This is a genomic window from Caballeronia insecticola, assembly GCF_000402035.1.
GTDB classification, from domain to species: domain Bacteria; phylum Pseudomonadota; class Gammaproteobacteria; order Burkholderiales; family Burkholderiaceae; genus Caballeronia; species Caballeronia insecticola.
This window is the reverse complement of sequence record NC_021287.1, coordinates 2,766,008-2,779,400: the sequence shown is the minus strand read 5'-3', so window position 1 is coordinate 2,779,400 and position 13,393 is coordinate 2,766,008. Positions and strand designations below refer to the sequence as shown.

Below are 13,393 nucleotides of genomic sequence, written 5' to 3'. Positions count from 1 at the left end.
CGGAAAAGAAGAGGTGCGTCGCGTCGGATGCGCCGGGAGCAGAACGCGAAAGCGCGCGACTCATTGCGAGATCGCGTGCCGGATTAATGAAGCAATTAAGCAACCCGATATTCACCACCAAAGGCGTCATCACCGTCGGCAATTGAACTCTTATCAGCGCATTCTTGTCGGGCAATTCCAATAATGCCGCCGGCACCATATTGAAGTTCGCGGCCATCGTCGCGGGATTGCCGTGGAACACGCCGACCAGAATTGGCACGCCGACGCCGCCCGTCATCACCGGGAATGCGGCGAAACCGTTGCCCATCACCATCGTGAAGAGCGCCACGCCGATCACATACACCGCCACCGCGACGATCCGGTAATCCATGTTGACGTAAGCCGTCGTCACGTGCGCGACCGCCTTGCCCACGCCCGCGTCCGAAAACACCAGCCCGAGCATGCCGAGCATCTGCGGCAGCACGGCCGCCCACGAAAGCGCGTCGATCAGGCGGCGCGTTTCGCGCATCGACTGGCCGACGGTATCGCGCGTCATCACGCACGCAATCGTGAGTGCGATCACGCAGCCGACGCCGAAGCCGATCAGCGTCACGTTCTTCAACTCGATCAACGGCACGCCGCCGAACACGAGATACTTCGCGCCGCGCGTGAAGATCACGGAGACAACCGGAATGGTCAGCGCAACGAACAGATTGTTGCCGAGGCGCACGGCACTCTGGCGACGCGTCTGCTCGGCGAGCATCTTCGGCTTCGCGCCGGTCACGCCGCCGAGTCCCGCGATCAGCGCCATCGCCACGACGAGCACGCCGACTACCGTGACCGGCAGCCAGTCGCCGATGTGAAGCTGACCCACCGGGGAGACAATGGCGGATTTTTTGCCGCCGATGCTAGCTCAAGAGCAAGCAGTGGAAATCGGGGTATTGGCACGACGCGGAACCGCAGGTCGAGAGATAGCGCGACAGACGGGCTTGTCGCGCAATACGGTGGCGTCGTTACCTGCGCGACGAGAACGCGACACGCTACAAACCGCGCGAGCCGCGCCGAACCAAACCTGAGCCGTTCAAGAGCCACCTGCTCGAACGGGTTGCGGCCGCTCGACCGCATTGATGCTGGCGATCGCGCTATTGCGCGAATTGCAAGAGGATGGTTACGAAGGTGGCATCAGTCTGCACAAGGAATTTCTCCCACTCCACAAGCGTGCCGACCCGGCGCCCGTCGTGCGGTTCGAAACGCCAGCCAGCAAGCAGATGCAGGCAGAATTTACAGTCATTCGTCGTGGCCGCACGCCATTACTGACGCTGGTGGCCACGCTCGGTTACAGCCGTGCGAGCTTCATGCACGTCACTGCGAGGAAGACGCCCACGACCTTATGCGAAAGCCTGCGTGAAGCGTGCGTATATTCCGGTGGCACACCCGAGCATGTCCTATTCGATAACGCAAAGTAGGTAACCCTCGAGTGCGACGCATACGGTAACGGCGAACATCGATGGAATCGGGAACTCCTTGCGCTGGCCGATAGCTATGGCTTCACGCCGAAGGTCTACCGGCTCGTACCGAGCAGAGATCAAGGGCAAGGTTGAACGCTTCAACCGTTATCTGAAACAAGAGTTGGCGCGTTTGGTGTTCATCGAGCGTGAAGAGAATGTGATGCTACTTGGATCATCTGGCGTCGGCAAAACACACATTGCGTGTGCGCTCGCCCTTCGAGCGACGTACGCCGGAATCAAGACGCCTTTCCTTACGGCAGCCGAGTTCATGATGCAGTTGGCAACCGCGCGGCAGCAGAATCGGTCGCACGAGTTCTTCAATCGCGCGGTCATGCGGCCGAGGTTACCCATCATCGATGAAATCGGCTATCTGCCGTTCGGACGTGAGGATGCCGACCTATTCTTTAACGTCGTTGCAAAGCGCTATGAGCGGGCTTCAATCATATTGACGAGCAACCTACCGTCCACGCAATGGTCGACAGCGGTTGCCGATGACCAGACGCCCACGGCTGCGATGCTCGCCTGGCTGCTGCATCACGCTCACATCGTTCAAATCAGCGGCGAAAGCTACCGGCGCAAGGACAAGCGAAACGCCGGCAAGCGCGACACGGAAAGCCGCGAAAGCAGCCGCGTAGTACAGGACCTTGGGGGCAGATTTACTTCGGCGATTCCACGTTTGCCGGAGCAGGCCGATCGGTCTGACTAGACGTCGCTGGACACTTCCCATCTCCGGGTCACATAGCGTCCGGCTCGCGCCGCGTCGTCCTCCCTGATCACCCGTGCGGGAGATCCGGCAACTGTGGTAAACGAGCGCACGTACCGGGTGACAACACTCCCCGCGCCGATAGTCACGTTGTCCCCAATCTCAACATCTTCAATGATGCAAACGTTGGGCCCGATATACACGTTCTGACCGATTGTCGCTGCCCGCCCGTGATTGCTTCCAATAGTCACGTTTTGCGAGATATTGCAGTTCGCACCGATGACCGCGGTCTCATTCACGACAATTCCGCCGAAATGTCCAATATAAAAGCCGGGCCCGATCGTCGTTCCGACGGGGATCACAATTCCGAAGCGACGCTGTTGGGAACGCAACTTAATGCGGAGTAATCTGCCGATAAACGTGCCTCTCATGCCCGAGGCGAGCCGAAACCAAACGAGATAATTGAAGCCTTCCTTCGACAGAAACGTGCGGATAAACGCTCCAGAATCTGTTCTCCCACAGACTCGAAAAAGGTCGCTTTGAATGAGTTTGATGATTTCTTTCATATCGTCTGGAGAACGCTTATCTATGGACACACAGTTTCGCGGCTCGGCGCGAAGAGTCGATCATTTATTATCATAGGACTCCCATGCATTAGAACCAGTCTCACGATTCGACAAGGAAAGTCTGTTGTTTCTTCCCGATCTCGCAAGTGAATGTCGGGACGAATCGGATTTGATGGGATATTTGATTTCCGGATAGAGAGTCGATCTTTTCGCCCGGTGTGACCAAGCAAATGTCAGCGCGACACCGCCGTCCATGATCCGACCGTCTCGCCCGGTTGGTCGCAACGCCAGATGATCCCGGTCGTTGCATCGGTAATCTCACTGCCGTAAGAAGCACGCACGACGCCCCGCGGCGGCGCATTATCCGTGCGCCTGATTTGAATGCGTCCAGGGGCGAGCCGCGCAGCCGCGCCGATGGTGCCGACACGCTGCATCGAGCGATCGATTGAATTTTCCTCATCCAGCAGCGCGCCTATCGTCAACGGACCATTTGACACGGCGTACAGCGTGGATCCGCAGCTTAGCGCAGTGTTTTTTCTCAGGACCAGTTCATTGATGCTGGACGGCGCGTCGACGCCGATCATGATCGCGCTGTTGTATGCCTTGTTCACGGTCGTGCTAGAACAACGCTCAAACGCGTTGCGCTCGATGCGGACCGTCGCTCCGACATCCGGATCGCATGCTCCAAGGTACAGCGCTCGACCGAGCAAGTCTTGCGCGTGGTTGTCGCGGAAAATCAGCGAGCGAAAGTAGCGGATCTGCAACCAATTCACTGTTCTCGTGCGTCATCTGTTGCCCGACGAGCACCAGCCGGAAGTCGGCACCACAGCCTCCGAGCCTGGCGATAGCGCGGAACAGGTTCCGGTGATCTTTCTGCGCGTTCCACCGTGCAACGCAGCCGATCACAGGCAGGTCATCGGTGATATCCCCGACGCAAGTCGCCGTCGACGAGAAGCACGCGTTGGCCGCCCGATGCGAGGATCGCCGCAAGATTCACGGAGATGAACGACTTGCCCAGCCCCGGCGTCGCGCCGGTGATCAACACCACGTTGCTAGGCGCGGCAAGCAGCGCGAACTTGAGCGCCGTGCGCAAACTGCGCAGGCTCTCCACAGCCGGATCGGCCGGGAAGCGTTCGGCCAGGACCGGCCTGGCCGCCCCCTTGTGACGCTCATGGAAATAGGACTTTTGCGCCTCGTCCATGACTAGAATCAGCTCTGCTTCCCTGCAATCCGCGACAGTGAGTTGCCTTGCACGGTGCGTTGAAATATCGATACCGTTCATCCGCATCACTTGGTTCGCAAACGATGCTGGCGGAGATCCGATGAGCGCGCCAATCCCTGCGGACCATACGCGGACCGCGGGAAGTCGAAGAGAGAAGATTCCGGCCGCCATCGGACTTCGGCAGATGTTCCCTTCACAAACGATCAATACCGACGCGAACATTGCAGAATCCCGAGGCGGGACTGACGAACCGAAGGCCATCAGTAGCCCGCGATCTGCCGGCCGAGATTCGTTCCCTGAGCACTCGGCAACAAGAGATTGGCGATGCGGTTCCAACGAGCAAGTCCCGTTCGGGCGACGAGCAACACCAGCAATTCGGCGACGATGAATCCGATGAAGTAAGCGCCCCCGTCACCGAGAAAAATGCGAGAGACGGGATAGTTCCAGGTGAGGAAGCCAGCGATCGCGGCGATCACGACGATCGCCATATTCACCACCAGATGATCACCGACTTGCGCCGCGACGATTCCGATCGACGAGAGGATGAGGATGGCGACCACGGAAGCCAGGCCGTTCATGCCGTCGATGATATTGATGGCGTGCACGAGTCCGGAAACGGAGAGTACGGTGAAGAAAATGGAGCACGGGAGATAGACGAGCAAAGCGTCGACGTAACTCAACCCGACGCGTTCCACCACTGCCTCCAGAAGGAAACAGGCCAGCAATGCGGCGATCATCGACGTGATCAGGCGGACCCGCGGGCTGACGCGCTTGGTCAAATCTTCCACGAGACCCGAAAGGAATGCGGGCAAAGAGCAGATCAGCAGGAGCAGCGCTTGCGTTTGAGGCGCCGAAGGGTTCAGCACGGAACCGACGGTGAGCGCGATCGCGACGGCTATTGCGATGCCAACGCCACCGACACGCGGGACTGCGATGGCGTGCACTTTCTGTACGCCATCGAGATCCAGATCCATCGAAAGAGGCCCGTGCCAGTTCTTAAAACGGACTGTCAACGAAACAAAAATATACGAAGTTGCCAACGCAACCAGCAACAGGACACAAGTCATCACAGACACCAACATCAGTTAGCCAAAGAGCAATCGCAACGAACAAGTCGCAGTCCAATTGCGCCAATTTTTACGATTGGGCCTTTGCATATGCGCCTCGAAATGAATGGGTCGCGAGACGGCCGATTTGATCGGCAAAGGAATTGCGAACGAATCGCACTCGAAAGGAGAATTTGATTTGCAGCGTTCGGCGAACGTAAAGCAGCAGGCGGCACGTCGAGCACTTTGTTGCCTAAACGAAAGCGTAAATTGCCTCTTGCCAACCACTTAGGAAGCGCATTTTGAGTATCAACGTGCGAGCGTGTCCAGCGCCGGGGCAGCTATTTAGTCCCAGTCCTAGCGGAATATTAAATGAGGATAACTTACTGAAAGTTACATGTGTTACTCGCTTCGCGCTTGCTTGAAAATACTGCGTGAAGGCAAAAAATCCGCGAATGTTGCTGTCACAAGCTACGCGCGGGCGCTTGGATCGCGCGCTGTCATATGAGCGACGATGCGCGTGCCAAGGCGGCGCACGCCTTGGCACGGGGGAGGGGACGTTGAGAAGCGCGGACGGTCAGGGAAGCCTTGACCCTCAGGCTTTCTCAGAATCGGGGCTTGATCGCTGGATATTTTTTGCGGTAAGCGATGTGATTCGCGGCATCAAATAAACATCAACCAATTAAGCAAGATAATATTCACCACCAAAAGCGTCACCGCCGTCGGCACTTGAACTTTTATCACCGCATTCTTGTCGGGCAATTCCAATAATGCCGCCGGCACAATGTTGAAGTTCGCCGCCATCGGCGTCATCAGCGTGCCGCAGTAGCCGGAAAACATGCCGATTGCGGCCATCGTCGCGGGATTGCCGTGGAACACGCCGACCAGAATTGGCACGCCGACGCCGCCCGTCATCACCGGGAATGCGGCGAAACCGTTGCCCATCACCATCGTGAAGAGCGCCATGCCGATCACATACACCGCGACCGCGACGATCCGGTAATCCATGTTGACGTAGGCCGTCGTCACGTGCGCGACCGCCTTGCCCACGCCCGCGTCCGAAAACACCAGCCCGAGCATGCCAAGCATCTGCGGCAGCACGGCGGCCCAGGAAAGTGCGTCGATCAGACGGCGTGTCTCGCGCATCGACTGGCCGACGGTATCGCGCGTCATCACGCACGCAATCGCCAACGCGATCACGCAGCCGACGCCGAAGCCGATCAGCGTCACGTTCTTCAGCTCGATCAACGGCACGCCGCCGAACACGAGATACTTCGCGCCGAGCGTGAGGATCACGGTGACGACCGGAATGGTCAGCGCAGGCACGAACAGCTTGTTGCCGAGTCGCACGGCGCTCTGGCGGCGCGTCTGCTCGGCGAGCATCTTCGGCTTCGCGCCGGTCACGCCGCCGAGTCCCGCGATCAGCGCCATCGCCACGACGAGCACGCCGACTACCGTGACCGGCAGCCAGTCGCCGACAAGAAAAATCAGCGCGTAGATCAGCCAGAATCCGCCCGCGGAGACGCGCTTCGGATGCGACTTGTCCGTGATGATCATGCCGCCGACCACCAGCAGAATGATGCCGACGAGATAGAACAGATAGTTGATCGTGAGCGTCATGCTTTTTCTCCGGCGACGTTGCGCGTGAGGGCGTCGAGTTCGCGCGCGAGCCTGCGGTCGAGCAGCCACAGGCGGAAGCCGTGGATCAGGAACGCGCAGATCGCGGTGGGAATGCCCCACACCGCGACGTGCATCGGTTCCACGACGATCCCCGCTTCCTTCAGGAACGTGACCATCAGCACGATCGCGCCGAACGCGACGAAGATGTCCTCGCCGAAGAACAGGCCGACATTGTCGGTCGCCGCCGAGTACGCGCGCAGCTTTTGGCGCGTCGCGTCGGAGAGTTTGCCGTAGCGCGCTTCGGTGGCGCCTTCGGCCATCGGCGCGAGCAGCGGGCGCACCATCTGCGGATGGCCGCCGAGCCCGGTCAGGCCGACCGCCGCCGTGATCTCGCGCACGAACAGATAGACGATCAACAGCCGCCCGGCTGTCGCCGCCTTGATGCTCGATATCCACATCTGCGCCCGCTCGCGCAGTCCGTGACGCTCCAGCAGGCCGATCACCGCGAGCGGCAACAGGATGATGAGCGGAATATTGCGCGTCTTGAGAAAGCCGCTGCCGATCGCGGTCAGAATCTTCTCGACCGGAAAATGTGCCGCAAAACCGGTGATGATCGCCGCAGCCGCGACGATCAGCATCGGATTGAAGCGCAGCACGAAGCCCACGATGATGACGGCCACGCCAATGAGCGGCCATAAGTTGACGGAATCTGCCATGAGTTCTCCAAACAAGTCAGACGTCACGCCTCGAACCGGGCGCGTGGTTTCACAACATGCGGCTCTTGTCAGGTCTTTCGTGGCCGCTTGCTAAAACGCCCCGGCTAGGCGGGGCGTTCGATCTTCGATGAATCGCGTCAGGCGGCGGCGTGCGCGGCGCGTACTTCGATGCCCGCGTCCGCCAGTGCATCGCGAATGCGCCGGGCGAATTCCAGCGCGTGCGCGCCGTCGCCGTGCAGGCAGATGGTCTGCGCGTTGAGCGGCACCCATTCGCCGGACACGGCCTGCACGCGCTGCTCGCGCACCATCGCGAGGGTGCGGTCGAGCACGAGGTTTTCGTCGTCGAGCAAGGCGCCGGGCTCCTTGCGCGGCACGAGCGAACCATCCGCGCGATAACCGCGATCCGCGAACACTTCCTCGATCGCGATCAGCCCCGCGCGCCGCGCCGCCTCGATGAGCCCGCTGTTCGCAAGCCCGAACACGAGCAGCGACGGATCGAAGTCGTGCACGGCGGAAACGATGGCATCGGCGATTTCGGTGCTTTTCGCCGCTTGGTTGTAGAGCGCGCCGTGCGGCTTCACGTGCGCGATGCGCCCGCCTTCCGCCTGCGCGATCGCCGAGAGCGCGCCCAGCTGATACAGCACGCCCGCGTAGATTTCCTCGGGCGGCAGGTCCATTTCCCTGCGGCCGAAATTCTCGGGATCGTTGAAACTCGGATGCGCGCCGATGGCCACGCCCTTTTCGACGGCCCAGCGCACGCAGTCGCGCATCGCGGTAGCGCCGCCCGCGTGCCAGCCGCACGCGATGTTCGCGGAACTCACGAGATCGAGCAGTGCTTCGTCGGAGCCGCAGCCTTCGCCGAGATCGGCATTGAGATCGATTTCCATGATGTTGTTTGCAGTCATTCGTTGAATGTTGAGGGTGATGCGCCGCGTCCGTCGCGCGGCTTCCGGTTCACGAGCCGGCGCGTGCAATGCGTTCCTCGTGCATGGCGATCGCGGTTTCCACTTGACTCACATACTGACGTTCGTCCGCGAGCGCATGGCGCGCCTCTTCCACCGATGTTTCGACGAAGCGCACGCCGCCGTTCAGCCTCACCTGCGCGAGCTTCCACAAATCCGCCTTGATGACCGCGCCGATCTTCGGATAGCCGCCCGTGGTCTGCGCGTCGCCCATCAGGACGATCGGCTGGCCGTTCGGCGGCACCTGGATCGTGCCCGGCAACACCGCATGCGACAGCAACTCGATCTTCTGGCTGCGTTCCAGCGCCGTGCCCGCGAGACGAAAGCCCATGCGGTTGCTGTTCGGCGTGATCGTCCATTCGTCGTTCCAGAAATCGCGCTGCGCCTGTTCGCTGAAACTCTCGTACTCGGGGCCGCGCAGCACGCGGATCGGCGGCGCCCACGCGAGGCTCGGCGCATGGCGCCCACGCCGCACGGGTTCGTCGACGAGCACGAACTTGCACCACGCCGGCGCTTTCACGCCGAACGCGGGTTCTTCCGGCGAAAACGCGATGCCCTTGTGCGGCTGCGGCACGCCGACCGGCAGACGGTCGCCGTCGCGCAGCGCGCGTCCGCCGAGTCCGCCGAAACACGCGGCGAGATCGGTCGAGCGCGAGCCGAGCATCGGCAGGACGTCGATGCCGCCCGCAATGCACACGTAGGCGCGCATGCCGCGCTTGGCCGCGCGCAGCGTCAGTTCCTGCCCCGCGCGTACCGGCAGGCTCCACCACGAATAGACTGGCCGGTCGTCGAGCGTCGCGCCGAAATCCGTCCCGGCGATAGCGATGCGCGTCGCATGTTTGAAGCGCAGCACGGTCGGCCCGAACGTCACCTCGATGCCCGCCGCATCCGGCCGGTTCCCGACGATACGGTTGCCCACTTCGAGCGACAGCGCATCGAGTGCGCCGCCCGAACTCACGCCGAGATGTCGATAGCCGTGGCGTCCCAGATCCTGTACCGAAGTCAGCACGCCCGCGCGAATGACGTCGATCATGCGCGTACCTCCAGCACCGTGAAGCGCACGCGGTCGCCGGGCTGCATCAGCGTCGGCGGATTTCTGGCCGGATCGAAGAGCGCGAGTTCGGTGCGTCCCAGCAACTGCCAGCCGCCCGGCGAAGCCGCCGGGTAAATGCCCGTCTGCTCGCCGCCGATGCCAACCGAGCCCGCCGGCACCTCGAGCCGCGGCTCGGCGCGGCGCGGCATGTGCAGCGCGGGATCGAGCCCGCCGAGATACGCGAAACCCGGCTTGAAGCCGAGAAAGAACACGATGTACTCCGCCGCGGTATGGCGTTTCACCACTTCGTCGATGGACAAGCCCGTGTGCTTGGCCAGCGCCGCGAGATCGGGGCCGTCGGCGCCGCCGTAGCGCACCGGAATCTCGATGTCGGCGCTGTCCGCGTCGATCGTCTGGACGGCGTCCCAGCCGCTTTCGAGCTGCGCGGCGAGCGTTTCGTAGTCCGCCGCGAGCGGATCGAACACGATCGTCAGGTTGTTCATGCCCGGCACCACCTCGACGACGTGCGGCATCAGGCGCGCATGCTCCGCCAGCGCCCAGATGCGGCGCTGGCAGTCGAGCGTGGCGGGCGGCGCGGCTTCGCACACGAGCGCGGTGTCGCCCAGCGGATGAATACGTGGTTTTGTCATGCCTTTGATTGCCTTTGCGACCCGCAAATTTCGCCCGTCGGGTGAGTCTTGCGTCGTCGCAGAATGTTACATTGTCAATAAATTATCAAGAAATTATCAATTAACGTTTTCGCCAAGGCGCGCGGCGTGCTTGTCGAAATGGCCTTGCGCTACACTCCAACGCACTTTTTAACCTTCAAGAACCATGCCGCGCCATCCCACCAAGATCGTGTCGTCCGAGCATCTCGTCTCCGAAAGCAGCGCGGAACTGTCGGAATTCGAATATGGCCTCATCATGGCGGGTAATGCGTTCAATCGCTGGATGGTGCGCTGCATGTCGGCGGCGGGCGCGAAGGACATGACGGCGGTGGAAGTGTCACTGCTGCATCACGTGAGCCATCGCGATCGCAAGAAAAAGCTGGCCGACATCTGTTTCGTGCTGAATATCGAGGACACGCACGTTGCCACGTATGCGCTCAAAAAACTCGTCGCGCGCGGCTATGTGAAAAGCGAGAAGACGGGCAAGGAAGTGTTCTTTTCGGCGACGCCGGCAGGGCGCGAATTGTGCGGGAAATATCGCGAAGTGCGCGAGGCCTGTCTTATCGCGACGTTGCGCGAGAGCGGTCTCAGCAACGAGCAGATCGGCGAGGCCGCCCAGTTGATGCGCAATGCGTCCGGTCTCTACGACACCGCCGCGCGCGCTGCGGCGTCGCTCTGATCTCTCCCGCCGCTAATAAACCTTCGATTCGGTAACGATTGCGTCGAGCGGCATGTCGTGCGCCTCGCGCGGCAACGTGCCGCATCTGCCCGCCTCGAACGCAATGCCGATGGTCGCCGGCCGCCGCGCGCCGGGCCACTGGGCGAGCGTGCGGTCGTAGTAGCCGCCGCCGTAACCCAGCCGATAACGCTCGGCGTCGAAACCCACGCACGGAATCAGCAGCAGTTCCGGAACCACGACGCGTTCCTCAGCAGGCACGGGAATCCGGTAACGGCCTGTTTTCATTGGCGCGCTGGCGTGCCACGCGTGAAAAGCCATCGGCGCGTGCGCTTCGACGACGACCGGCAGCGCCGCCGTGCGCGTCGGTTCGGCGGCGAGCCAGCGGGCGAGGGCATCGCGCGCATCGAACTCGCCGGCGACCGGCCAGTAGAACCCGACGCACTGCACATCATGCCGCGCGATCAGCGCTTCGAGACGGCGCGCGAGCGCCTCACTTCGCGCGACGTGATCCGCCTGCTCGCTCTGCGCTTCGCGCGTGGCGAGCAACGTCGCGCGCAAGGCGCTTTTCGGCTCGCTTTTCGGCGCGCTCCGGGGTTTCGCGGAAACGTTGCGTGCTATGCTTTCCTCCGATCTCAAGACCTGCTTCAAGACCATTCGCGCTCCAGAAATAACGATGTCAAAACGCCTCAACCGAGTATATCTCGCGGTCGGTGCTGCCTTGACCGCCGCGACGCTCGTCGCTTGCGGAACGGCTTCCGCCGTTCGTCCCGACGCCGATCTCACGCCGTCGCCCGACGACCGCATCTTCCTGCAGCTGCGCGACGCCGCACGCACGAACGACGCAGGCAAAGCCGCCGCGCTCGCCGCGCAGATTCCGGATTATCCGGCGCCGAGCTATGTCGAATACTTCACGCTCAAGCCGCAGTTGTTCGACTCGCAAGGCCACGCGCGCATCGACGCGCCCGACGCGCCCGTGCTCTCGTTCCTGCAACGCTACGACGGTCAGGCGATCGCCGACCGCATGCGCAACGATTATCTCGTCGTGCTCGGCGGCCGTCACGACTGGAAAAACTTCGAGCAGCAATATCCCCGTTTCGTGCTCAACGACGACACGCAGGTCAAGTGCTACGCGCTCGAAGCACGCTTGTCGCACGGCGAGAACGTCGCGGATGCGGCGCGCGCGCTGCTCGTCGATCCGAAATGGTACGGCGACGGCTGCGTCGATCTGATCGGCGCGCTCGCGGAGTCCGGCCAGTTCACGAGCGACGACATCTGGCAGCAAATCCGCCTGGCCTACGAGCAGAACTACACGTCGACGGGCGGGAATATCGTCGAGGCGCTCGGGCAGGAAAAGCCGAAAGGCACGCTGCTCGACGATGCCGTCAACAAGCCGCCGCTCTATCTCGCGCGCGGCGTCATGCCGAATACGCCCGCGCATCAGCTGACGCTGCTCGCGATCACGCGCATGGCCCGCAACGATCCGGCGATGGCCGCGGCCACATTCAGTTCCGTCGCGCCGAGCCTTACGCCCGCCGAGCGCGCGACCGGCTGGGGCACCATCGGCTATCAGGCGGCGCTCAAGCGCATGCCGGCGGCAGCGGACTGGTACCGGCTGTCGGCGAATGCGCAGCTGTCGAATCCGGCGTACGAGTGGCGCACGCGCAGCGCGCTGCTCGCGGGCGACTGGAACATGGTGCGCTGGTCCATCGAGCAGATGCCGCCCACGTTGCGCGCGCAGCCCTCGTGGGTCTACTGGCACGCGCGCGCCGTGAAGCAGGCCGGCGACGCGGCCACGGCGAATCAGGAATTCCAGACCATCGCCGATCAATACAACTTCTACGGCCAACTCGCGCTGGAAGAACTCGGCCAGAAGATCAACGTGCCGCCGCGCACGACCGTCTCGGACGCCGAAATCGCGCAGATGCAGTCGGTGCCGGGTTTCGCACTGTCGCAGCGTTTCTACGCGCTGAACATGCGGCTCGAAGGCAACCGCGAATGGAACTGGCCGCTGCGCACGATGACCGACCGTCAGCTGATCGCCGCCGCGCAGTACGCGAAGCGCATCGAAATGTTCGACCGCACTGTGAACACGGCCGACAAGACGAAGAGCGAGCACGATTTCACGCTGCGCTATCTGTCGCCGTTCCGCGATATCGTCGAGCGAGATGCGCAGACCACCGGTCTCGACATCGAATGGGCGTACGGGCTGATTCGCCAGGAATCGCGTTTCATCATCAACGCGCGTTCGGAAGTGGGCGCGGGCGGCCTCATGCAACTGATGCCCGGCACGGCGCAACTCGTGGCCAAGAAGATCGGCCTCGGGCCCGTATCGCGCGAGCAGATGAACGACATCAACACCAATATCCTGCTCGGCACGAATTACCTGTCGATGATCTACAATCAATTCGACAACTCGCCCGTGCTCGCCACCGCCGGCTATAACGCCGGGCCGGGCCGGCCGACCAAGTGGCGGCAGGACTTGCGCGCACCCGTGGAGGGCGCGGTTTTTGCTGAAACTATCCCGTTCACCGAGACTCGCGATTACGTGAAGAACGTGCTGTCGAACACCGTCTACTACGCCGCGTTGTTCGAAGGCCGTCCGCAGTCGTTGAAGGCGCGTCTGGGCTATATCGCGCCCTGACGCCTTCGCAGCGTAACTTCACGCCCGCGCGTCTCCTGATAAGACGCGCG

At 61.9% G+C, this 13,393-nt stretch carries 11 protein-coding genes and 5 pseudogenes; 4 read left to right on the top strand and 12 right to left on the bottom strand.

What is annotated here, in order from left to right; all coding sequences use genetic code 11:
- Window positions 1–94: 94 nt before the first annotated feature.
- A pseudogene (locus tag BRPE64_RS12940) lies at window positions 95–838 on the bottom strand (5-oxoproline transporter, DUF979 family subunit); the annotation flags it as partial.
- A 46-nt stretch (window positions 839–884) separates the two neighbouring features.
- On the opposite strand from BRPE64_RS12940, the pseudogene istA reads away from it, so the two are divergent.
- Both istA and BRPE64_RS33375 read left to right on the top strand, forming a co-directional pair.
- Window positions 885–1,605 (top strand): annotated as a pseudogene (istA, locus tag BRPE64_RS33545) (IS21 family transposase); the annotation flags it as partial.
- Window positions 1,603–2,193, top strand: a pseudogene (locus BRPE64_RS33375) (ATP-binding protein); the annotation flags it as partial. The pseudogenes istA and BRPE64_RS33375, both read left to right, overlap by 3 nt.
- Here BRPE64_RS33375 and BRPE64_RS12925 read toward each other — a convergent pair.
- From BRPE64_RS12925 to pxpB, 10 genes and pseudogenes are all read right to left on the bottom strand, one after another.
- A complete protein-coding gene (locus BRPE64_RS12925) occupies window positions 2,190–2,756 on the bottom strand; it encodes a serine O-acetyltransferase (RefSeq protein ID WP_044041692.1) in 567 nt (188 codons plus the stop codon). The pseudogene BRPE64_RS33375 and the gene BRPE64_RS12925 sit on opposite strands and share 4 nt — an antisense overlap.
- A gap of 233 nt (window positions 2,757–2,989) precedes the next feature.
- Entirely contained in the window at window positions 2,990–3,529 is a 540-nt protein-coding gene (locus BRPE64_RS12920) for a hypothetical protein (RefSeq protein WP_144063352.1), read from the bottom strand.
- A 152-nt stretch (window positions 3,530–3,681) separates the two neighbouring features.
- A pseudogene (locus tag BRPE64_RS33700) lies at window positions 3,682–3,927 on the bottom strand (nucleotide-binding protein); the annotation flags it as partial.
- Between the two features lie 21 nt (window positions 3,928–3,948).
- Window positions 3,949–4,200 (bottom strand): annotated as a pseudogene (locus BRPE64_RS33920) (arsenate reductase/protein-tyrosine-phosphatase family protein); the annotation flags it as partial.
- Between the two features lie 38 nt (window positions 4,201–4,238).
- Window positions 4,239–4,952 carry a glycosyl transferase family 4 gene (locus BRPE64_RS12910; protein WP_016346564.1) on the bottom strand — a complete coding sequence of 238 codons (714 nt, stop codon included), beginning with the start codon at window positions 4,950–4,952 and terminating at the stop codon, window positions 4,239–4,241.
- A 735-nt stretch (window positions 4,953–5,687) separates the two neighbouring features.
- Complete coding sequence (locus BRPE64_RS12905; RefSeq protein WP_016346563.1) at window positions 5,688–6,644, bottom strand: DUF979 domain-containing protein; 957 nt, start codon at window positions 6,642–6,644, stop codon at window positions 5,688–5,690.
- Window positions 6,641–7,360, bottom strand: coding sequence for a DUF969 domain-containing protein (locus BRPE64_RS12900; protein WP_044041688.1), 720 nt, complete (start codon window positions 7,358–7,360; stop codon window positions 6,641–6,643). Before BRPE64_RS12900 ends, BRPE64_RS12905 begins: the two co-directional genes overlap by 4 nt.
- Window positions 7,361–7,497: 137 nt before the next feature.
- Window positions 7,498–8,247: a 5-oxoprolinase subunit PxpA gene (gene pxpA / locus BRPE64_RS12895; protein WP_044042186.1), complete on the bottom strand. Its 750-nt coding sequence runs from the start codon at window positions 8,245–8,247 to the stop codon at window positions 7,498–7,500.
- 67 nt (window positions 8,248–8,314) lie between these two features.
- Window positions 8,315–9,355 carry a 5-oxoprolinase subunit C family protein gene (locus BRPE64_RS12890; protein WP_016346560.1) on the bottom strand — a complete coding sequence of 347 codons (1,041 nt, stop codon included), beginning with the start codon at window positions 9,353–9,355 and terminating at the stop codon, window positions 8,315–8,317.
- Window positions 9,352–10,005, bottom strand: coding sequence for a 5-oxoprolinase subunit PxpB (pxpB, locus tag BRPE64_RS12885; RefSeq protein ID WP_044041685.1), 654 nt, complete (start codon window positions 10,003–10,005; stop codon window positions 9,352–9,354). The genes BRPE64_RS12890 and pxpB overlap by 4 nt, the downstream gene beginning before the upstream one ends.
- Window positions 10,006–10,189: 184 nt before the next feature.
- Between pxpB and BRPE64_RS12880 the strand changes: the two genes are divergently transcribed.
- Window positions 10,190–10,702: a winged helix DNA-binding protein gene (locus BRPE64_RS12880; RefSeq protein WP_016346558.1), complete on the top strand. Its 513-nt coding sequence runs from the start codon at window positions 10,190–10,192 to the stop codon at window positions 10,700–10,702.
- Between the two features lie 12 nt (window positions 10,703–10,714).
- Here BRPE64_RS12880 and BRPE64_RS12875 read toward each other — a convergent pair whose 3' ends face one another.
- Entirely contained in the window at window positions 10,715–11,356 is a 642-nt protein-coding gene (locus BRPE64_RS12875) for a 5-formyltetrahydrofolate cyclo-ligase (protein WP_084675740.1), read from the bottom strand.
- 19 nt (window positions 11,357–11,375) lie between these two features.
- Here BRPE64_RS12875 and BRPE64_RS12870 point away from each other — a divergent pair, with 19 nt between their 5' ends.
- Window positions 11,376–13,343 (top strand): lytic transglycosylase domain-containing protein, encoded by a 1,968-nt coding sequence (locus tag BRPE64_RS12870; RefSeq protein ID WP_044042185.1) that lies wholly within the window; start codon window positions 11,376–11,378, stop codon window positions 13,341–13,343.
- Window positions 13,344–13,393 lie beyond the last annotated feature (50 nt).

Excerpts from the sequence above, each read along its gene's own strand:
- BRPE64_RS12890 (WP_016346560.1), bottom strand. The coding sequence starts at position 9,355 with ATGATCGACGTCATTCGCGCGGGCGTGCTGACTTCGGTACAGGATCTG.
- BRPE64_RS12880 (WP_016346558.1), top strand. The coding sequence starts at position 10,190 with ATGCCGCGCCATCCCACCAAGATCGTGTCGTCCGAGCATCTCGTCTCC.
- BRPE64_RS12905 (WP_016346563.1), bottom strand. The coding sequence starts at position 6,644 with ATGACGCTCACGATCAACTATCTGTTCTATCTCGTCGGCATCATTCTG.
- BRPE64_RS12875 (WP_084675740.1), bottom strand. The coding sequence starts at position 11,356 with ATGGTCTTGAAGCAGGTCTTGAGATCGGAGGAAAGCATAGCACGCAAC.
- BRPE64_RS12870 (WP_044042185.1), top strand. The coding sequence starts at position 11,376 with ATGTCAAAACGCCTCAACCGAGTATATCTCGCGGTCGGTGCTGCCTTG.
- BRPE64_RS12925 (WP_044041692.1), bottom strand. The coding sequence starts at position 2,756 with ATGAAAGAAATCATCAAACTCATTCAAAGCGACCTTTTTCGAGTCTGT.
- pxpA (WP_044042186.1), bottom strand. The coding sequence starts at position 8,247 with ATGGAAATCGATCTCAATGCCGATCTCGGCGAAGGCTGCGGCTCCGAC.
- BRPE64_RS12910 (WP_016346564.1), bottom strand. The coding sequence starts at position 4,952 with ATGGATCTGGATCTCGATGGCGTACAGAAAGTGCACGCCATCGCAGTC.
- pxpB (WP_044041685.1), bottom strand. The coding sequence starts at position 10,005 with ATGACAAAACCACGTATTCATCCGCTGGGCGACACCGCGCTCGTGTGC.
- BRPE64_RS12900 (WP_044041688.1), bottom strand. The coding sequence starts at position 7,360 with ATGGCAGATTCCGTCAACTTATGGCCGCTCATTGGCGTGGCCGTCATC.